A 19,101-nucleotide genomic window follows, 5' to 3' on the forward strand; every position below is an offset into this window, starting at 1 on the left:
GCATTTAATTCGGATGCAACAAAGTCGGCTCTCTGCTACGGTGCGGCCATGGCTGCCAAGGACGAGCCGGACACTCCCGACCGGGCGCTGGTGGACCGGTGGCGCGACATCCTGGCGCTGCACGCCCGCACCCAGTGCGAGCTCGACCGCGCCCTGCACCAGCACGGCCTGTGCGCCAGCGACTTCGAAGTGCTGGACGTGCTGTCGGACGGGCCGGGGCCGGGGGCGGACGGCTCCTACCGCGTCCAGGAGATCTCCGAGCGGGTCCACCTCAGCCAGAGCGCGCTGTCACGGTTGATCGCCCGCCCGGAGAAGGACGGCCTGGTCGAGCGCGCCCTGTGCACCGAGGACCGGCGGGGTGTGCGGGTGACGCTCACCGACAAGGGCCGCGCCCTGCACGGCGAGGTGCGGCCGGTGCAGCGCGCGGTACTGACGAGGATGCTCAGCCCCAGGTGACGGCGGACCTCTCGCGCCACAGCGTGGCGAGGGAGGCGTCACCGGTCACCTCCGGGAACGGCAGCCGGTTCCACAGCGACAGATACAACCCCGCGGCCGGCCCGGCCACTTCGCAGTCGGCGTCGCCGCTCCCGCCCCGCTCGGTCACAGGAGGCTCGTCCGACAGCCGTACGGTCCACACCGCGCCGTCGGTGTCCGTCACCCGCACCCGCAGTACCCGCGGCTCCTCGCTGCGGATCCTGCTCTTGGAGCGGGCGTGGAAGCCGCGCAGCAGCTCGTCGATGCCGTCCACCGCGAACTCCCGGCCGATCGCGGTGGACGTACCGCCGCGCGCCGACTCGGCGTCGATCCGGTGCACGGTCGTCTCGTGCGCCTGCCGTCGGGCCCAGAAGGCCAACGGCGAGGGCGCGGGCAGGAAGTACCAGCACCGGACGTCGGGCGCGGCGGTGGAGAGGGTGTCGACAAGGTAGCGGTGTCCCTCCCGAAACCAGGCCGTCAGCTCCGTCCCGTCGAGGTCCGGCAGCCCGCCGTCAGGGTGGTGCGAGGAGTGCCCCTCGGCGACGAAGGCCGCCGCCCAGCGGTGCACCATGCCGGTGTGCCGCAGCAGATCCCGCACCTGCCAGCCCGGGCAGGTCGGCACCTTCGCCTCGGTACCGGCCTCCTCGGCCGCCGCGGCCAGCAGCCGGCCCTCCCGGTCCAGGGCTCGCACGAACTCGGCGGTCTCCATGGGGCAAGTGTGGCGGATGAAGCGCGCTCCAGGGCAAGAGCGACCCAGGTACCAGGGCGACCCAGGTACCAGGGGCGACCTGGGCCGCCCGGCCGGTGTGACGTCCTCGACGGCCTCTTCCGGTCACAGGCGGCCGGCGATCGCGCGGCGCGCCCCGTATGCGATCGCGGCGGCGACGGCCGCGAGGACCGCCACGCTGGTGAGCGCGGTGGGCAGCGAGAGCCAGTCGGCCATGAACCCGATGGCGGGCGGGCCGAGGAGCATGCCGCCGTAACCGAGTGTCGAGGCCACCGCGACTCCGCCGGGGCCCGCGAGCGCACCGGCGCGCTCCACGGCGACCGGAAAGAGGTTGGCGAGGCCGAGCCCGGTGACGGCGAAGCCGAGCAGGGCCGCCCACACCGACGGCGCGAGTGAGCCGAGCAGCATGCCGACCGATGCGGTGGCGCCGCCGGCCACCACCGTACGGACCCGCCCGAGCCGTTCCAGAAGCGTGGTGCCGCTGATCCGGCCCAAAGTCATGGCGAGCGCGAAGCAGGAGTAACCGGCCGCCGCCACCCCGGGGTGGGCGCCGAGGTCCTGTTCCAGGTGCAGCGCGCCCCAGTCCGCCAGCGCGCCCTCACCGTAGGCGGTGCACAGCGCCATCAGACCGAACACGGTGACCAGGCCCCGCGTGCGGATGCCGAGACGATGGGGCGCGGTGTCCTCGGGCCGCGCCCTGTCCGGGGGTTCCGGAGGCCGCTGACGCAGCAGCATGGGCCCGGCGACGGCGGTCACGAGCAGGCCCGTCACGGTCAGCCCGAGCAGGTGCCGGGTGGGCGACAGCGATCCCGCGACCAGCCCGCCGAGCCCGGCGCCCACCATGCCGCCCAGGCTGAACGCGGCATGGAAGCTGGGCATGATGGGCCGTCGCAGCGCGGCCACCAGGTCGACGGCGGCGCTGTTGAACGCGACGTTGATACCTCCGTACGCCATCCCGAAGACCAGTAGGACGGCGCCGAGCGCCGGTGCGGAGTGGGTGAGCGGGGGCAGGGCCACGCTCAACGACAGCAGGACCGCACAGACGACGGTCACCGGGTGGCTGCCGAACCGGCGGCAGAGCCGGCCGGTGAGCGTCATCGTGATCACCGCGCCCGCCGACACTCCGAGCAGCGCGAGCCCCAGGGCGCTCGCCGACGCGCCCGTCTGCTCCTTGATGTCGGGGATACAGACGACCCAACCGGCGAAGACGAAGCCGTCGAGGGCGAAGAAGGCGGTGAGGGCGACACGGAGCCGGGTGGGGTCGCTGCCTGGCACGCCTTTGTGCAGGACTGATTTGTTTATGAGCGGCACAAAGTGAGGCTAGGAGAGTGCTCCTGGGCGGGGCAAGACGATGGTGGACACCGGCCGAGCCGGGCCTCGCACGCGGCGGAACGGGGAGCCCGGTAGGCGGGTGGCCCTGAGCCGGCCGAACAGAACGTCTCGCGCGCGAACTTTCGTTGCGGCAGGCACTCTTGACAGCGTGCGCACTGTTTCGCGACGTTTGATCCTTGCCGAACGTGTCCCGTCCCGGTCCTCGATCGGGGAACGAGCGCGTACACGGCGTGGGCCGACAGGGCCCGAAGCAGTGATAGGACGCGGACAGCGTCACAGGGGGGAGCGGTCGTCCAATGCGATCCACGAGCAGATCCATGAGTAGTCGTCACCACGCCTTGCCGGGCTGTGCCGTCACCGGCACGTTCCTAGCGGAGCCTGCGGAAGGGCGGTTGATGTGAGGTGGACATCACCATTCACCGGCCGCACGAGCTGAGCGAAGCGCTCCGCGGGGCCTGGCACCAGGCCATGGACGCGTCGCCCGAATATGCCAATCCCTTCCTGGCGCCCGAGTTCGCGACCGGGATCGGCAAGTACCGCGGCGGGGCACGGGTGGCAGTGCTGCACGAGAACGCGGAGCCCGTCGGATTCCTCCCCTACGAGCGCAACGCCCTGGGCGTGGGTCGGGCCATCGGTCTCGGCCTGTCCGACTGCCAGGCCCTCGTCCACCGACCCGGGATCTCCTGGGACGCGCGGGACCTCCTGCAGGCCTGCGGGCTGTCCATCTTCGAGTTCGACCATCTCGTCGAGGAGCAGAAACCCTTCGGCCCACACGTCACGGGGACGTTCGCCTCACCGGTGATCGATGTGAAGCCCGGCGACGGCGACTACCCGCACTGGCTGCGCGGCACGTATCCGGGGCTGGCCAAGACGGTCCTGAAGAAGGAGCGCCGCGTGGGGCGCGACGTCGGCGAGGTGCGGTTCGTCTTCGACGAGCGCGATCCGCGGGCGCTGCGCACGCTGATGCAGTGGAAGTCCGCCCAGTACCGCCGAACCGGACGGATGGACCGGTTCTCGCGGCCGTGGATAGTCGACCTGGTGGACCACCTCTCCCGCGTCCGCGAGGAGCACTTCACCGGCGTGCTGTCCGTGCTGTACGCGGGCGACCGGCCGATGGCCGCCCACTTCGGGCCGAGGTCCAGCACGGTGCTCGCCGCCTGGTTCACTGCCTACGATCCCGAACTGCGCTACTACTCGCCCGGGTTGATGATGCATCTCCGGCTGGCCGAGGCCGCGGCCCGGCACGGTGTGACGCTCGTGGATCTGGGGCGGGGTGACAAGGAGTACAAGGACTGGCTCAAAACGCGGGAGTTGCGGGTGGGCGAGGGGTTCGCCACCCGCCCCCACCCGGTGGCTGCGGCGTACGGGCTGTGGCGCAGGCCGGTGCGCGGCCTGCGCAACACGGTCCTGGCCCATCCCGAGCTGCGAAAACCGGCCGACCGGCTGCTGAAGACGGTCGGCACCCTGCGCACGTCGGCCGGGGTGGACTCCGGCAGAGGGCGACCCCGAGCGCGCTGAGGGGCGTCCCGCTCCCGGCACCGCGTGTTCGCCGTGCCGGGAGTCCGCCGGATCCGCCGGATCCGGTCGAGGCCGACCCGCGTCCGCTCAGACCGCCGGCGCCGGGTAGGTCGGGTACTCCACGCCGGAGACGTGCTGGACGACCCGGATGACCTGGCAGGAGTAGCCGAATTCGTTGTCGTACCACAGGTAGAGGATCGCGTTGTCGCCATCGACCTTGGTGGCGCCGGCGTCGACGATCGAGGCGTGGCGCGAGCCGATGAAGTCGCTGGAGACGGCGTCGGGGGCGCTGATGAAGTCGATCTGGCGCTTGAGCGGCGAGGTCAGCGACACGTCGCGGAGGTGGGTGAGGACCTCGTCGCGGGTGGTCTCGCGGGCGAGTCGCAGGTTGAGGATCGCGATGGAGACGTCCGGCACCGGGACGCGGATCGAACTGCCGGTGATCCTCGCCTTGAGGTCGGGCAGTGCCTTCGCGACGGCCGAGGCGGCACCGGTCTCGGTGATGACCATGTTGAGCGGCGCCGAGCGGCCGCGCCGGTCGGATTTGTGGTAATTGTCCAGCAGGTTCTGGTCGTTGGTGAACGAGTGGACCGTCTCCACGTGCCCGCGCAGCACGCCGAACTCGTCGTCCATCGCCTTCAGCGGCGGCACGATCGCGTTGGTGGTGCAGGACGCGCAGGACAGGATCTGCTCGTCCGGCTTGATCATGTCGTGGTTCACACCGTGGACGATGTTGGGGACGTCGCCCTTGCCCGGGGCGGTCAGGACGACCTTGTCGATGCCGGGACGCAGATGCTTGGACAGGCCCTCGCGGTCACGCCACTTGCCGGTGTTGTCGATGAGGATGGCGTTCTTGATGCCGTACGCCGTGTAGTCGACCTCGCTCGGATCCTCGGCGTGGATCACCTTGATCTCGTTGCCGTTGGCGACGATCGTGCCGTTCGCCTCGTCGACGGTGATCGTGCCGTGGAACTGGCCGTGGATGGAGTCGCGGCGCAGCAACGAGGCGCGCTTGACGAGGTCCTGGTCACCACCGCCGCGTATGACGACGGCACGCAGTCGCAGCCCGTTGCCGGAACCGGCCTTCTCGATGAGCAGGCGGGCGAGCAGGCGCCCGATGCGGCCGAACCCGTAGAGGACGACGTCACGCGGCTCACGGCGCTCGATCTTGTTCGCCCCCGTGGCACCGGCGACGGCCTCGGCGGTGAACTCCTCCACCGACAGACCCCGGTCGTCGGCCTTGTACGTGGCGGCGAGCATGCCGATGTCGATCTGGGAGGGGCCGAGATCGAGGACGGTGAGCGCCTGCAGGAACGGCAGTGTCTCGGTGACCGAGAGCTCCTCCCCGGCGATCTGCCGGGCGAACCGGTGGGTCTTGAGGATGCTGACCACCGACTTGTTCACCAGGGAGCGACTGTGAAGGAGGACTGTGACGTCCCGCTCCCGGTGCAGTCTCCCGATGATCGGGATCATCGACTCCGCGATCTCCTCGCGGTGCTTCCAGCTGGTGAACGAGTCGTCATTGACAGTCACAGTCTTATCTTTCGAGCTAGGCGGCGCTCATATGCTAACCCCTCTCGTTCGATTATCGGCGACGGGTCGGCACCCCGTCCTCACATGGTGTTTTACAGTGACTACCAACCGTTCCGGCGACTGAAGACCCGTGAGGTAATCGCGAACCATGCCGACCCAGACGTTTGAGTTCCAAGTAGAGGCCCGTCAGCTGCTGCAGCTGATGATCCACTCGGTCTACTCGAACAAGGATGTCTTTCTGCGCGAGCTCGTCTCCAACGCCTCCGACGCGCTGGACAAGCTGCGCCTTGCCGCGCTGCGGGACGACACGCTCGACGCCGATGTGTCCGACCTGCACATCGAGATCGAGATCGACAAAGACGCCCGCACCCTCACCGTGCGGGACAACGGCATCGGCATGTCGTACGACGAGGTGGGGCAGCTCATCGGCACCATCGCCAACTCGGGTACGGCCAAGTTCCTCAAGGAGCTCAAGGAGGCCGAGGACGGGGCCGGAACCGAGGGGCTCATCGGACAGTTCGGTGTCGGCTTCTACTCCGGTTTCATGGTGGCGGACGAGGTGACCCTGGTGACCCGCCGCGCCGGCGAGAGCCAGGGCACCCGCTGGACGTCCCGCGGCGAGGGCACGTACATGCTGGAGAAGATCGACGACGCGCCGCAGGGCACCGCGGTCACCCTGCACCTCAAGCCGGCGGACCCGGACAACCAGCTCCACGACTACGCCTCCGAGTGGAAGATCAGGGAGATCGTCAAGCGGTACTCCGACTTCATCACCTGGCCGATCCGGTTGACCCCCCGGGCGGCCACGGCGGAGGGCGAGGGGACCGCGCGTGAACCCGAGACGCTGAACTCGATGAAGGCCCTGTGGGCGCGCTCGCGCGAGGAGGTGTCCGACGACGAGTACCACGAGCTGTACAAGCACATCGGCCATGACTGGCGGGATCCGCTGGAGACGATCCGGCTGCAGGCGGAGGGCACCTTCGAGTACCAGGCCCTGCTGTTCCTCCCGTCGCACGCCCCGCACGACCTGTTCACGCAGGGCTTCAGGCGCGGGGTGCAGCTGTATGTGAAGCGCGTCTTCATCATGGACGACTGCGAGGCGCTGCTGCCGCCGTACCTGCGCTTCGTCAAGGGCGTCGTCGACGCGGCGGACCTCTCGCTCAACGTGTCCCGCGAGATCCTGCAGCAGGACCGCCACATCCGGATGATGCAGCGCCGGCTGACGAAGAAGGTCCTGTCCACGGTCAAGGACATGATGACCGGTGCCCCGGACCGGTACGCCACCTTCTGGCGGGAGTTCGGTGCCGTGCTGAAGGAGGGGCTGGTCACGGACCCCGACAACCGCGACACGATCCTCGCCGTCTCCTCGTTCGCGACCACGCACGGCGACGACGAGCCGACCACGCTGAAGAGCTATGTGGAGCGGATGCAGGACGGGCAGGAGGACATCTACTACATCACCGGTGAGTCCCGGCAGAGCATCGAGAACTCCCCGCACATGGAGGCGTTCCGGGACCGCGGTATCGAGGTGCTGCTGCTCACGGACCCCGTCGACGAGGTGTGGGTCGACGCCGTGGGCGAGTACGAGGGCAAGGCGCTGCGGTCCGTCACCAAGGGTGAGATCGACCTCGGCGCGCGGGGGGACGAGAAGGGCGACGACGAGCGGGAGAAGCAGACCGAGGAGTACGCGGGTCTGCTCGGCTGGATGAAGGAGCAGCTGGACGAGGACATCAAGGAGGTGCGGCTGTCGTCCCGCCTGACCGTGTCGGCGGCCTGCATCGTCTCGGACGCGCAGGACCTGACCCCGGCCCTGGAGAACATGTACCGGGCGATGGGCCAGGAGGTGCCGCGCACCAAGCGGATCCTGGAACTCAACCCCGACCACCGGCTCGTGAAGGGTCTGAACCAGGCGTACAAGGAACGCGAGGACCGCACCGTGCTCGCCGAGACCACCGAACTGCTGCACGGTCTGGCGGTGCTCGCCGAGGGCGGCCAGCCCAAGGAACCCGCGCGCTTCGTCAAGCTGGTGGCGGACCGCCTGGAGCGCACGCTGTAGCTCCGTCGGCCGGACGGCGGGTGTTCGGGGCGCCCCCTCGCGCGGGTCGCCCCGAACACCGCGGGGCCTCTGGCGGCCGGCGCGATCGGGCCGAGGGGACAGTGCGGCGCGACCACGATGTCGTAGGTCTCGGCCATGGCGGCGATCCGCCGGGTCTCCGAGATGCCTCCGGCGTGGCTGATGTCCGGCTGGGCCACGGCGATGCCGTCCGCCAGTACGGAGCGGAAGTGCCGGCGGGAGTAGAGCCGTTCACCGATGGCGACGGGATAGACGTGGAGCGCACCACGGCGCCGAGGTCCTGGGTGAACTCCGCAGCACCTGTTCCTCGACGAACATGGGCAGCAGGGGTTCCAGCAACGGCAGCATCCGCCGGGACATCGCCCCGCTGAACCGGCCGTGGAAGTCCAGCGCCAGGTCGCGCTCCGGGCAGGTTCCGGCCGGCGTTGAGATGCAGCACGTCGAGGTGCCGGGTGCGCGCGGTCATCTCGGCGACGACGGGGGCCCACTCGTCGGGCGAGGTGACGTCGAGACGGCGGCTGCGCGCCTGGCCCCGCTTGACGCGGACCGCCTCGGAGCCACCCGGTGAGCAGCCTCCGCGTCGACATCGGTGACGACGACGGACGCCCCCTCCACGGCCAGGCGGTGGGCGGTGGCCTCGCCGACGCCGGAGCCGGCCGCGGTGAGCAGGGCGGTGCGGCCCGCGAAGCGGGAGAGGGTGGCGGTCATGGAGTGTCTCCGGGGCGTGCGGTGGAACCGCGCAGCACCAGGTGCGGCTCGGTGGGTACGACCACGTCTCCTGTCGGCGTGCCCCGGATGGCGGCGACGAGGGCGTCGACGGCGGTGGTTCCCAGCTCGTACAGGGGCATGGCCACGGTGGTCAGCGGCGGGTGGAGGTGCCCGGCGACGGGCAGGTCGTCGTTGCCGACCACCGAGATGTCTTCGGGGATCCGAAGCCCCAGGCTCCGGATCGCGCCCATCGCGCCGATGGCCTGGGCGAGCGAGCTGGTGTAGAGCGCGGTGACCGGGGGGTGCGTGCCGCCGTCGGCGGGACGGAGCAGTTCCAGTGCCGCGGACACGCCGCCGTCCTCGGTGAAGTCGCCGGAGGCGACGGGAGCGGCGACCGAGAGCTCCTCGGCGTGTCGCAGGAACGCCTGCTTGCGGGTGTCGCTGGGGGTGATGCCGGGCGGACCGGCGATGTGGCCGACCGCGCGGTGGCCGAGCTCGTACAGGTGGTCCAGGGCGGTGACGCTGGAGCGGGCCACGTCCATGGTGACGTTCCGGCCGGATCCCTCGACCGACCGGTTGAGGAAGACGTGCGGGACCGGACTTCGGCGGAGTGCGTCGAGCAGGGGGTGACCGGGACGGGCCGAGGCGATCAGCAGTCCGTCCACGCGGCCCTCCTGGACCAGGTCGTTGAAGGACTCGTCCGCCTCCTGCCCGTCGAAGTCCTCGGCCAGCAGGGAGAGATAGTCGAGCTCACGGGCCCGCTGGTAGGCGCCGCGGGCGATGGTGACGTACGTGGGGTTGGTGAGGGCGGGGACCAGCAGAGCGAGGGCGTGGGTGCCGGCACCCGCCAGCGCCCGCGCCCCGGAGTGGGGACGGTAGCCGAGTGCTTCCGCGGCCTCGTGGACGCGCCGCCGGGTCTCCGGCCGGACGGACAGGTCCTGGCGGCCGTTGAGCACTTTGGACACGGTGGCTTTGGAGACCCCGGCCGCCTGTGCGACGTCCACCAGCCTGGCCCGGCCGGTCTTTTGCGCCAACAGGGCACCTCTCTCGCTGGATTGGGAGGTCTTGACATGTTCCGGCGATGGAACCTAACGTCCGCGGAAGTCGCGGTCAACCGGTTTCCTCAGACGGAAATAGGCGATGTATCTGGGCGAAAGCCCAACAAAAGTTCAGCGCGTGGCCAGCACGTCGGCCAACCGGGCATGACCCGAACCTTCTGCCAAAGGAACTTCGCATGACCGACATGCAAGGAATCGGCAAGGCGCCCAGGGCGGTGGTGTGATGGAGCGCCCGCGCATCACCCCGCAGCTCGGCCGGACCCGGGTCATGGCCATCCTCCGGTCGGCCGACGCCTCCGGACTGCCCGCCGTGGCCCGGGCGCTCGCGACCCCGCCCCCACGTCGCTCATGCTGAAGGAACGGCGCACCGCCGGCCACCACCGCACGCGCTACTACCGCACCCACACGGCCGGTGCCGGACTGTCCCCGCAGGACATCCCCGAAGACGTCGTCGCCGGCCCGGCCGTCCTGCACCTCACCGGGATCACCCCCGCGCTGGGCGACAGACCCGCGAAGGCCGTCACCCGGGCCGTGGACATCGCGGCCGACGCGGGAGTCACCATCTCACTCGACGTCAACTTCCGCTCGCTGCTGTGGAGCGAGGAGGAGGCCAGGAGCGCCCTGCTGCCGCTGCTGCGCCGCTGCGACCTGGTCTTCGCGGGAGTGCACGAGGCCCGGCTCGCGGTCCCCGGCACCGACGACCCGGAGGAACTCGCCCGGGGCATCCGCGACCTCGGCCCTTCCGGCGCCGTGATCAAACTGGGCGCCGAGGGAGCGTTCGCCCTCCTGGACGGACAGCCCCACCGGCAGCCCGCGATACCCGTGCGCGTGCACGACTCCGTGGGCGCGGGGGGCGCCTTCGCCGCCGGATACCTCGCCGAACTGCTCGCGGACGAACCGCCCGAGCGGCGGCTGAGGACGGCTGCCCTGCTCGGCGCCTTCGCGGTCAGCACCGCGGGCGACTGGGAGGGCCTGCCTCACCGCTTCGAACTGGCCCTGCTCGACCACCACGACGACAACGTCCGCTGAACAGCCCGCCACCGCCCCCCTTTCAGGAAAAGCCCGGGAAACCCCATGCCCACACCCGTCTCGTCCGGCCCCCTCCTCGTCCTCACCGGCTCCTACACGCCCGACACCGGGGGCGACGGCGCCGGACTCGCCGCCGTGCGCTTCGATCCGGCGAGCGGCCGTCCGGCCCCCGAAAGCGGACTGCCACCGCTGCCCGTCAGCGGCGCCTCCTTCCTGGCGGCGCACCCGACCCTGGACGTCGTCTACAGCACGAACGAGACCGACCCCGGAACCGTCACCGCGGTCACCCGGCAGCCCGACGGCGCTCTGACGCCCCTGGGCACCCCGGTCGCCAGCGGTGGGACGAATCCGTGCCATCTGACCGTCCACCCCGACGGCCGCTGGCTGCTGACCGCCAACTACGGCAGTGACACCGCACCCGGCACCGTGGCCGTGCACCGGCTCGACGAGGACGGGCGGGTGAGCGAGCCGACCGACGTCGTCGTGCACGAGGGCTCGGGCCCGGTCACCGGACGGCAGGAGGGCAGCCACGCCCACCAGGTCGTGGTCGACCCGGCGGGCCGCTTCGTGCTGGCCACCGACCTGGGCGCGGACGCGGTGTTCGCCTACGTGCTGGACACCCGCGCCGGAACACTCGCACAGACGGCGGTGAGCCGGCTGCGCGCGGGCTCCGGCCCACGCCATCTCGCGTTCGCCCCCGGCGGCGAGCTGGTGTTCAGCGCCGACGAGCTTTCCTCCACCGTCACCTGCCACCGCTACGACGCCGGGACGGGCACCCTGACGGCGGGCTCCGCCGTGCCCGCCACCACGGCCCAGGACGTCGACAACTATCCCGGCGACATCGTCGCCTCGCCGTGCGGGCGCTTCGTGTGGGTGACCAACCGCGGAGCGGACACGGTGGCCGCGTTCCGGATCACCGGCCCCGGCCTGACGCCGATCGGTGAGGTCCCCAGCGGGGGCACCTGGCCCCGGGGCCTCACCCTGACGGCCGGTCATCTGCTCGTCGCCAACCAGCACAGCGGCGCCCTCGCCGCGCTGCGGGTCCGGGACGACGGCACCCTCGAACAGCCCGCCCCGGCGGTCACCCTGCCGTCGGTGGTCTGCACGCTCCCCCTCTGAAAGCCCGCATCGACGTCCCGCGCACCTATGACCTGAGAGGCAGCCATGTCCGCCCCCGCCACCACCCCCGCACGCTTCACCCTCGACTCGGCCTTCGGGATCGGAACCGTCCACCCCCGTCTGTACGGGTCGTTCGTGGAACACCTGGGCCGCTGCGTCTACAGCGGTCTGTACGAACCGGGCCACCCCACCGCCGACGCCGCCGGCCTGCGTCAGGACGTGCTCGCACTGATCCGGGAGCTGGGCGTCACCACCGTGCGCTACCCGGGCGGCAACTTCGTCTCCGGCTACCGCTGGGAGGACACCGTCGGACCGCGCGAGGAGCGGCCGGTACGCCTCGACCTCGCCTGGAAGACCACCGAGACCAATGAGTTCGGCCTCGGCGAGTTCATGGACTTCTGCCGCAAGACAGGCACGGAGCCCATGATGGCCGTCAACCTCGGCACCCGCGGCGTGGAGGACGCCCTACGGCTGCTGGAGTACTGCAACCACCCGGGCGGCACCGAACTGTCGGACCTGCGCATCGCCCACGGCGGCACGGAGCCGTACGCCATCCGGATGTGGTGCCTCGGCAACGAGATGGACGGCCCCTGGCAGATCGGCCACAAGACCGCCGAGGAGTACGGGCGGCTCGCCGCCGAGACCGCCCGCGCCATGAGGATGATCGAGCCGGACCTGGAACTGGTGGCGTGCGGCAGCTCGGGCTCCGGGATGTCCACCTTCGCCGCCTGGGAGGCGACCGTCCTTGAGGCCGCGTACGACCTGGTCGACCACGTCTCACTGCACGCCTACTACGAGGAGACCGACGGCGACCGGGACTCCTTCCTCGCCTCCGCCGTCGACATGGAACACTTCATCGAGTCGGTCGTGGCCACCTGCGACCACGTCCGCGCCAGGCTGAAGGCGACCAAGCGCATCAACCTCTCCTTCGACGAGTGGAACGTCTGGTACCAGAGCCGGCCCAACCCGCACACCGTGGAGGACTGGCAGCAGGCGCCGCGCCTGCTGGAGGACGTCTACACCGTCACCGACGCCGTGGTCTTCGGCTCGCTGCTGATCGCCCTGCTGCGGCACGCCGACCGGGTCACCGCCGCCTCGCTCGCCCAGCTCGTCAACGTCATCGCGCCGATCATGACCGAGCCGGGCGGGCCCGCCTGGCGGCAGACCACGTTCTTCCCCTTCGCCCAGGCGTCACGGTACGGCCGCGGCCGGGTGCTGCGCGTCGAGGTGGACAGCCCCACGTACCGCACGGCCCGGTTCGGCGATGTGCATCTGCTGCACGCCACCGCCGTGACCGACGACGAGACCGGCACCGTCACCGTGTTCGCCGTCAACCGGAGCCAGAGCGAGGCGCTGCCGTTGGAGGTCGACCTGAGCGGCGTCGACGCGCACACCGTGGAGGAGCACCTGGTGCTGTCCGACGCCGACCCCGACGCCCGCAACACCCTGGACCACCCCGACCGGGTGACACCGCACCCGGCGACCGGCACCCTCGTCAAGGACGGGGTCCTGCGTGCCGAACTCGAGCCCCTGTCCTGGAACATGATCCGTCTGACGCGCAGGCAGGGTTGAAGGAGCGGCACACCGTGACCCTCCCCACCGCCCTGTCCGCCGTCCTGCTCCGCCTCACCCCAGCGCCCGGTCGAGATTGAACGCCGCGCTGATCAGGGCGAAGTGCGTGAACGCCTGCGGGAAGTTGCCCTGTTGCTCGCCGGTGTGGCTGATCTCCTCGGCGTACAGGCCCAGATGGTTGGCGTAGGTGAGCATCTTCTCGAACGCCAGCCGTGCCTCGTCCAGCCGTCCGGCGCGGACCAGTGCCTCGACGTACCAGAAGGAGCAGATGGAGAACGTGCCCTCGTCGCCCCGCAGGCCGTCCGGACTGGCCTGTGGGTCGTAGCGGTAGACCAGGGAGTCGGAGACCAGGTCCTGGGTGAGTGCGTCCAGTGTGGACAGCCACTTGGGGTCGGTGGGCGCGATGAACTTGGCCAGCGGCATCATCAGCATGGACGCGTCCAGCACGTCGCCGTCCTCGTACTGGACGAAGGCCTGGCGTTTGACGGACCAGCCGCGCTGCATGATCCGCCGGTAGATGGTGTCGCGGCACTGCAGCCAGCGCACCATGTCGGCGGGCAGGCCGCGGCGGCGGGCCATCCGGATGGCCCGTTCGATCGCCACCCAGCACATCAGCCGTGAGTACAGGAACTTCTTGCGGCCGCCCCGGGTCTCCCAGATGCCCTCGTCCGGCTGGTCCCAGTGGTCACAGACCCAGTCCACGAGCGCGCAGACCTGGTCCCACTGGTCGCTGGAGATGGGCTGCGCCCACTTGTCGTAGAGATAGATGGAGTCGATCAGGGCGCCGTAGATGTCGAGCTGGAGCTGGTCGGCGGCCGCGTTGCCGACCCGGACCGGTGCGGAGCCCTGATGGCCCTCGAGGTGGTCGAGTTCGTACTCCGGCAGGTCGGTGCGGCCGTCGATGCCGTACATGATCTGCAGGGGGCCGGACGGTCCGCCGTCGCCGGGTGTGATGTGCTGGTTCACGAACTTCATGAACGCCTCGGCCTCGTCGGTGAACCCCAGGCGCAACATGGCGTAGACGCAGAAGGCCGCGTCGCGCACCCATACGTAGCGGTAGTCCCAGTTGCGTTCGCCGCCGAGCCGCTCGGGGAGACTGGTCGTCGGCGCGGCCAGGATCGCGCCGGTCGGGGCGTAGGTGAGCAGCTTCAGGGTGAGGGCGGAGCGGTGCACCATCTCTCGCCAGCGACCGCGGTAGCGGGACTGGTGCAGCCAGCGCCGCCAGTACTCCACCGTGGCGGCGAACTGTTTCTCGGCCTCGACGCGTGCGCACATGCGCGGTGCCAGATGTTGACCGACCTGGTCCAGCGCGAACACCGTCGACTCGCCCTCGGCGAGTTTGAAGTCCGCCCACACGTCCCGGTCGTCGCCCTCCAGGGGAACGGTGGCGGTCAGGGCCAGTGACAGGTCGGCGGACTCGAAGACCGCCATGTCACCGAGCAGCCGCAGGGTGTGCGGCTGCCTGCCGTAGTCGAACCGTGGAGCCACCCGTACCCGGAACGGCAGGGAGCCCCGCACACAGAGGACCCGCCGGATGAGCCGATGTCGTTCGGTCTCGACCGATGCCGCTCCGACGGGCATGAAGTCCTGCACCTCCCCGACGCCGTCCTCGGTGAAGAACCGGGTGATCAGGACGTTGGTGTCGGGGAAGTAGAACTGCTTCGTGCGGCCCGGCACGGTCGCGGCGAGTTCGAAGCACCCGCCCCGCTCGACGTCCAGGATCGCGGCGAAGACGCTCGGGCAGTCGAAGGAGGGGCAGCAGTACCAGTCGATGGTGCCGTTGCTTCCCACCAGCGCGACGGTGCGCATGTCACCGATCAGACCATGGTCGGCGATCGGCAGGTACCGGGAGTGCCCGGGCCCGTACTGCTCGCTCGGCGTTTCGGCCATCGCAGCCTCCCTGACCACCGGGTACGCGCACCGCAGGTCCCACAGTAGGCGCAAGGCGAGGGAGCGGCACGGGGAGCGGATCCGCCCTCCGGCCGCCGGTCGTCAGACCGTGATCACCCGGAGTCCCGCCTCCTCGAACCGCCGCACCGTCTCCGCCCCGGCCGCCGTGTCCGTGACCAGGGTGTCCACCGCCTCCGCCGCGCAGATCCGGGCGAACGCGCGCTGCCCCAGCTTGCTGGAGTCCGCCGCCACGACCACGCGCGTGGCGCGCTCGCACAGCACACGGTTGATCGCGGCCTCCGCCTCGTCGTGCGCCGCCGCGCCGTGCGTGACGTCCAGGGCCACCACACCGAGCACGGCCACGTCCAGGGTGATCTGGCCGAGCACGCCGTCCGCGAGCGGACCGATCAGCTCGTACGACTGCGGTCGCGCGACCCCGCCGGTGACCACGATCTTGAACTGGGGGCGCACGGTCAGCTCGTTGGCGATGTTCAGCGCGTTGGTGACGATCGTCAGCGCGGGGGAGCCCGACGCCAGGTCGCCGCGCACCGCGAGCGCCCGCGCCACCTCGGTGGTGGTGGTGCCGCCGGTGAGACCCACCGCCTCGCCGGGCGTGATCAGACCGGCCACCGCCTGTGCGATGCGCTGCTTCTCCGAGGCGCGGCGGGCGGTCTTGTAGCGCAGCGGCAGTTCGTAGGAGACCCCGTGCACCACCGCGCCGCCTCGGGTGCGCACGAGCATCTGCTGCTCCGCGAGCTGGTCGAAGTCGCGGCGGATCGTCGCGGCCGACACCCCGAGTTCGGCCGCCGCCTCCTCGACCTCCAGCCGGCCCCGCTCGACGAGCAGCTCCAGCAGCGCCTTCCACCGGGCGTCGCGGGACATCCCCACTCTCCGTTTCCTTGACCTTGCGGGTGACCCTAGCGCACCGCACTTTCGTCGCAATGCTTGTTCATGCTCGAAATCTCCCTCTATCTTGCAAGAAAATGCATCGCTGGATCGCTGGGAGGGTGCGGCATGACGTATGTCGAGCAGGAACTGACCAGCCAGCCCGAGTGCTGGACGCGCGCCGCCGAGAGCGCGCAGGGCCACAAGGACGCGCTGCCGGCGGCGGGGGAGCGGGTGGCGATCGTGGGGTGTGGGACCTCGTTCTTCATGGCGCAGTCCGCCGCCGCGCTGCGCGAGCGGTCCGGGCAGGGTGAGACGGACGCGTTCGCCGCCTCGGAGTTCCCCCACGGCCGGGCCTACGACCGGGTCGTCGCCCTCACCCGGTCAGGCACCACCACGGAGGTGCTCGACCTCCTCGGCTGGCTCCGCGGTCAGGTGCGGACCACCGCGATCACCGCCGATCCGCGCACGCCCGCGACGGAGTGCGCCGACGAGGTGGTAGAGCTCGGCTTCGCCGACGAACGGTCCGTCGTGCAGACCCGGTTCGCCACCACCGCCCTCACCCTGCTCCGCGCCCACTTCGGCCTGCACTCGGACGCCGTGGTCACCGACGCCCGCACCGCCCTGAAGTCCCCGCTGCCCGAAGGGCTGGCCCGGCGCACGCAGTTCACCTTCCTGGGGCGCGGCTGGACCGTCGGGCTCGCCCACGAGGCCGCGCTGAAGCTGCGCGAGGCCGCGCAGGCGTGGACGGAGGCATACCCCGCGATGGAGTACCGGCACGGCCCCATCAGCATCACCACCCACACGACCGCGACCTGGATGCTCGGCGAGGCACCGGGCCGACTGGCCGCACAGGTCCGGGAGACGGGCGGGCTGTGGGTGGCCGGCGCCCTCGACCCGCTCGCCGAACTCCTCCGCGTCCAGCGGCTCGCCGTCGCCCTCGCCGCCGCCCGCCGACTCGATCCCGACCGCCCGCGCCATCTGACCCGCTCGGTGATCCTCGCACCCGATCCCCGCGACAGGTGAGAAGGAGGAACCGTGCCCCTCACCCCCACCGGTGAGCTGATCACCGCCGCTGCCGCGGCGCGCGCTGCCGTCGCCGCGTTCAACGTCATCACCCTCGAACACATCGAGGCCGTGATCGCGGGCGCCGAGGCCGCGGACGCCCCCGTCGTGCTCCAGGTCAGCGAGAACGCCGTCAAGTACCGCTACGGGCGGCTGCTCCCGCTCGCCCGTGCCGCCGCCGCGGCCGCCGCGCGAGCCGCGGTTCCGGTCGCCCTCCACCTCGACCACGTCCAGAGCGACAACCTGCTCCGTCAGGCACCCGGCGCCGGGTTCGGCTCCGTGATGTACGACGCGGCCCGGCTGCCGTACCAGGAGAACCTCGCCGCGACCCGCGCCGCCGCCGACTGGGCGCATGCCCAAGGGCTGTGGATCGAAGCTGAGTTGGGACAGGTGGGCGGCAAGAACGGCGAACCGCCGCCCGACCCGCACACACCCGGCGCCCGCACCGATCCGGCCGAGGCCGCCGCCTTCGTGGCGGACACCCGTGTCGATGCGCTGGCCGTCGCCGTCGGCAGCACGCACGCGATGACCACGCGCACGGCCGCACTCGACCACGGCCTGATCGAACGGCTCAGTGCCACCCTCGACGTACCGCTCGTGCTGCACGGCTCGTCCGGCCTGCCGGACCACGAACTGACGGCGGCCGTGGCGGGCGGCATCACGAAGGTCAACATCGGCACCGCCCTGAACGTCGCGATGACTGACGCGATCCGGGAGTTCCTCGCCGGGCGGCCCGAGGCGGTCGACTCGCGCGGCTACCTCGGCGTGGGACGGGAGGCGATGGCCCGGACCGTGACCCGTCTCGTGACCGTGCTGCGGGACGGCGGCACGCCCGCATCGCAGGCCCCGCCCCCGTAGGCGTGCCTCCCCGCGCGCTCCGCGCGGGGGACGGTCGCGGGCCTGGCTACTTCTTGACCGCCTTCAGCACGACGAACTTGGGGTCGCTCGCGACCAGTTCGCTGTTGCCGAAGAGGCGACGCAGCTTCACGTGGTAGCCCAGATGGCGGTTTCCGATCACCCACAGCTCGCCGCCCGGCCGCAGGGCGCGCCGCGCGCCGGTGAACATGCGCCAGGCGGTGGTGTCCGTCGTCGCCTGGTGGGAGTGGAACGGCGGGTTGTTGAGGACCAGGTCGGCGCTCGCGGCGGGCACCCCGGACAGACCGTCACCGACCCGGAACTCCGCCCGCCCCCGGGCGTTGTCCCGGTAGGTCGCCTCCGCCGAGGCCACCGCCTGGTACGACTCGTCGGTGAACAGCACCTCGGCCTCGGGGTCGGCCAACGCGGCCGCCAGTCCCACGACGCCGTTGCCACAGCCGAGGTCCACGATCCGTTCGGCGCCCCGGCCACGCGGAAGGTGCTGGAGGAAGAAACGGGTGCCGATGTCGAGGCGGTCGGCGCAGAAGACGCCTGCGTGGTTGGTGACGGTCCGGCCGGACAACGGGCCGATGCCGTCGGGGAGTCGGTAGCGGTACGGCCACGGGTTGCCGCCCCGGTCGAGGTCCGGGTCGGGGGTGCAGAAGATCAGCCGCGCCTTCTGCTCGGCGAGCGAGGTACGGGTCGGCCCGAGGACGCGCTCGAACACCTGCAGCGTCGAGGTGTGGATCTCCTTGACCATGCCGGTGCCGATCACCACCGTGCCCTCGTGCACGCCGGGCGCCAGCCGGTGCAGCTGGTCCTCCAGCAGCGCGAGGCTCTTCGGGACGCGGACCAGGAGCACGTCGATACGGGACGGCGGGTCGTCCCGGGTGCTGAGCAGCCGGGCGGCTCCCGCGTCGACACCGTTGCGCACGAGGTTGGCGCGGGTCGCCTCGTGCGCCAGGAACGAGTCGGTGATCTGTGTCGGGCGGTGCGCCGCGAGCGCCGCGGTGAGCGCGCCCCACCGGTCGCCGACGACCACGACCGCACCGTCGAGCGGGGTGTCGCTCGCCGCGAGGTGCCGCAGCAGATACGCGTCGGAGGCGTCCCAGGCGCGCAGCCGGTCGCGGGGGTCCTCAGGGAAGCGGGCCAGCGCGTACTCGCCCCACGGCGTGGTGAAACGGTCGTTCATCGTGTGTCCAGGCTAGCGGAGCCGCAGGCGGGGCCCCGTCCCCGGTGGGCGGGATACGTGATGATGGGGC

Annotated in this window: 15 protein-coding genes and 2 pseudogenes; 8 read left to right on the forward strand and 9 right to left on the reverse strand. The window is 70.9% G+C overall.

Going from position 1 to position 19,101, the window contains the following annotated elements; all coding sequences use genetic code 11:
* The first annotated feature begins 48 nt into the window (after window positions 1-48).
* Window positions 49-456 carry a MarR family winged helix-turn-helix transcriptional regulator gene (locus ACZ7L1_RS17495; RefSeq protein WP_471438055.1) on the forward strand — a complete coding sequence of 136 codons (408 nt, stop codon included), beginning with the start codon at window positions 49-51 and terminating at the stop codon, window positions 454-456.
* Here the strand turns inward: ACZ7L1_RS17495 and ACZ7L1_RS17500 are convergent.
* Together ACZ7L1_RS17500 and ACZ7L1_RS17505 are read right to left on the reverse strand one after the other, a co-directional pair.
* Entirely contained in the window at window positions 443-1,183 is a 741-nt protein-coding gene (locus ACZ7L1_RS17500) for a maleylpyruvate isomerase family mycothiol-dependent enzyme (RefSeq protein WP_471438058.1), read from the reverse strand. The genes ACZ7L1_RS17495 and ACZ7L1_RS17500 overlap by 14 nt on opposite strands.
* 123 nt (window positions 1,184-1,306) lie before the next feature.
* Complete coding sequence (locus tag ACZ7L1_RS17505; protein WP_471438060.1) at window positions 1,307-2,476, reverse strand: MFS transporter; 1,170 nt, start codon at window positions 2,474-2,476, stop codon at window positions 1,307-1,309.
* Window positions 2,477-2,935: 459 nt separating this feature from the next.
* Between ACZ7L1_RS17505 and ACZ7L1_RS17510 the strand changes: the two genes are divergently transcribed.
* The gene (locus tag ACZ7L1_RS17510; protein ID WP_471438061.1) at window positions 2,936-4,051 is read left to right on the forward strand and encodes a GNAT family N-acetyltransferase; all 1,116 of its coding nucleotides are present in this window, start codon (window positions 2,936-2,938) and stop codon (window positions 4,049-4,051) included.
* 87 nt (window positions 4,052-4,138) lie between these two features.
* Here ACZ7L1_RS17510 and ACZ7L1_RS17515 read toward each other — a convergent pair whose 3' ends face one another.
* On the reverse strand, window positions 4,139-5,584 hold the full coding sequence (locus ACZ7L1_RS17515; protein WP_471438063.1) for a glyceraldehyde-3-phosphate dehydrogenase: 1,446 nt from the start codon (window positions 5,582-5,584) through the stop codon (window positions 4,139-4,141).
* A gap of 148 nt (window positions 5,585-5,732) precedes the next feature.
* Here ACZ7L1_RS17515 and htpG point away from each other — a divergent pair, with 148 nt between their 5' ends.
* Window positions 5,733-7,640 (forward strand): molecular chaperone HtpG, encoded by a 1,908-nt coding sequence (gene htpG / locus ACZ7L1_RS17520; protein ID WP_471438064.1) that lies wholly within the window; start codon window positions 5,733-5,735, stop codon window positions 7,638-7,640.
* Between the two features lie 71 nt (window positions 7,641-7,711).
* Here htpG and ACZ7L1_RS17525 read toward each other — a convergent pair.
* The 3 genes and pseudogenes from ACZ7L1_RS17525 to ACZ7L1_RS17535 all read right to left on the reverse strand — a co-directional run.
* A pseudogene (locus tag ACZ7L1_RS17525) lies at window positions 7,712-8,063 on the reverse strand (enolase C-terminal domain-like protein); the annotation flags it as partial.
* A gap of 57 nt (window positions 8,064-8,120) precedes the next feature.
* A complete protein-coding gene (locus ACZ7L1_RS17530; protein ID WP_471438066.1) occupies window positions 8,121-8,366 on the reverse strand; it encodes an SDR family NAD(P)-dependent oxidoreductase in 246 nt (81 codons plus the stop codon).
* Entirely contained in the window at window positions 8,363-9,400 is a 1,038-nt protein-coding gene (locus tag ACZ7L1_RS17535) for a LacI family DNA-binding transcriptional regulator (protein WP_471438068.1), read from the reverse strand. Before ACZ7L1_RS17535 ends, ACZ7L1_RS17530 begins: the two co-directional genes overlap by 4 nt.
* Before the next feature lie 369 nt (window positions 9,401-9,769).
* Between ACZ7L1_RS17535 and ACZ7L1_RS17540 the strand changes: the two are divergent.
* The 3 genes and pseudogenes from ACZ7L1_RS17540 to arfA form a co-directional block, all read left to right on the forward strand.
* A pseudogene (locus ACZ7L1_RS17540) lies at window positions 9,770-10,453 on the forward strand (PfkB family carbohydrate kinase); the annotation flags it as partial.
* Between the two features lie 45 nt (window positions 10,454-10,498).
* Window positions 10,499-11,572 (forward strand): lactonase family protein, encoded by a 1,074-nt coding sequence (locus ACZ7L1_RS17545; protein ID WP_471438070.1) that lies wholly within the window; start codon window positions 10,499-10,501, stop codon window positions 11,570-11,572.
* A 45-nt stretch (window positions 11,573-11,617) separates the two neighbouring features.
* On the forward strand, window positions 11,618-13,144 hold the full coding sequence (arfA, locus tag ACZ7L1_RS17550) for an arabinosylfuranosidase ArfA (protein WP_471438072.1): 1,527 nt from the start codon (window positions 11,618-11,620) through the stop codon (window positions 13,142-13,144).
* A gap of 54 nt (window positions 13,145-13,198) precedes the next feature.
* On the opposite strand, the gene ACZ7L1_RS17555 is transcribed toward arfA, so the two are convergent.
* Window positions 13,199-15,034: a glycoside hydrolase family 15 protein gene (locus tag ACZ7L1_RS17555; protein ID WP_471438073.1), complete on the reverse strand. Its 1,836-nt coding sequence runs from the start codon at window positions 15,032-15,034 to the stop codon at window positions 13,199-13,201.
* Between the two features lie 102 nt (window positions 15,035-15,136).
* Complete coding sequence (locus tag ACZ7L1_RS17560) at window positions 15,137-15,916, reverse strand: DeoR/GlpR family DNA-binding transcription regulator (protein ID WP_471438075.1); 780 nt, start codon at window positions 15,914-15,916, stop codon at window positions 15,137-15,139.
* 132 nt (window positions 15,917-16,048) lie between these two features.
* On the opposite strand from ACZ7L1_RS17560, the gene ACZ7L1_RS17565 reads away from it, so the two are divergent.
* Together ACZ7L1_RS17565 and ACZ7L1_RS17570 are read left to right on the forward strand one after the other, a co-directional pair.
* On the forward strand, window positions 16,049-16,945 hold the full coding sequence (locus ACZ7L1_RS17565; protein ID WP_471438077.1) for an SIS domain-containing protein: 897 nt from the start codon (window positions 16,049-16,051) through the stop codon (window positions 16,943-16,945).
* 12 nt (window positions 16,946-16,957) lie between these two features.
* Window positions 16,958-17,842: a ketose-bisphosphate aldolase gene (locus tag ACZ7L1_RS17570; protein ID WP_471438079.1), complete on the forward strand. Its 885-nt coding sequence runs from the start codon at window positions 16,958-16,960 to the stop codon at window positions 17,840-17,842.
* 46 nt (window positions 17,843-17,888) lie between these two features.
* Here ACZ7L1_RS17570 and ACZ7L1_RS17575 read toward each other — a convergent pair whose 3' ends face one another.
* Window positions 17,889-19,031, reverse strand: a complete 1,143-nt coding sequence (locus ACZ7L1_RS17575) for a methyltransferase (protein ID WP_471438080.1) — start codon at window positions 19,029-19,031, stop codon at window positions 17,889-17,891.
* Window positions 19,032-19,101: the final 70 nt, after the last annotated feature.

Source organism: Streptomyces sp. NPDC107546 (assembly GCF_055639175.1).